General features: G+C 49.7%; 1 protein-coding gene. It reads left to right on the top strand.

What is annotated here, in order from left to right; all coding sequences use genetic code 11:
- A partial coding sequence (locus ABTU92_RS29295) for a hypothetical protein (protein WP_408095071.1) occupies nucleotides 1-910 on the top strand: 910 nt, incomplete at both ends.

Below are 910 nucleotides of genomic sequence, written 5' to 3'. Positions count from 1 at the left end.
AGGTACGGTTCAGCCCTTGATTGCATCGACTGGAAGCACCACCGTGCCAAATCTTGAGGAAGTATTCCGGCTGTCCGGAGTGCCCACATACACGTTTGTGAAACCATCGCGATTCGACGAGATCACGGTATCAGTCCGAACCCCAGGCAGATGCCTAGTCGTCGAAGGGCCTTCAGGAATCGGGAAAACAACAACAATCACCCGAGTTCTGGCAGATTTGGGCCATTCGAAATCCGCAACATTTCTTAGCGCCCGAAAGCCCGCCGACCTCGAGCTAATAGAGGCTCTTCCCGATCTGGGCGAGATCGGGACGGTAATAGTCGATGATTTTCACCGACTTGAAGACAGGATAAAGCTCAAACTTTCTGATTTCATGAAAGTACTCGCAGATGCCGGAGAGGACGATTCTAAACTTATATTAATTGGAATTAATCAGGCGGGACAACAGCTTGTGAAATTTGCCCATGACATAGGGCTCCGGATCGATGTGTTCCGACTGGAAGCAAACGCAAAAGAACTGGTTGAGGAAGTAATTTCCTTAGGCGAAGCCGCTTTGAATATTTCCATTCCTTCGAAATCGGATGTTGCCGACAGAGCACAAGGTAGCTTTCAGCTCGTGCAACTGCTTTGTCATAAGTTGTGCGTTCTGGATAAGCTGACCGGGACCGCCGCGGATACGACTGTCGTCAAGACTTCAATCAATGTTGCTGTGGAAGATGTTATGATTGAGCTTGGCAGGCAATTCAAAGATGTAACGCTGACATTCGCCAGGGGATCGAAACTTCGCAAGGAAGGACGGGCACCGTACCTGCACATCTTGCGCTGGCTATCAGAAGGCGAAGAATGGTCTTTAGATTTAGGCGAAGCAATGAACTCGCACCCTACCATGAAAGGAAGCATTGGGCAGGTC

The organism is Rhodoplanes sp. SY1 (assembly GCF_046000175.1).
Classification (GTDB): Bacteria; Pseudomonadota; Alphaproteobacteria; order Rhizobiales; family Xanthobacteraceae; genus Rhodoplanes.
Note: the sequence above shows the minus strand (reverse complement) of the source record. Positions and strands in the feature narration are given on the sequence as shown.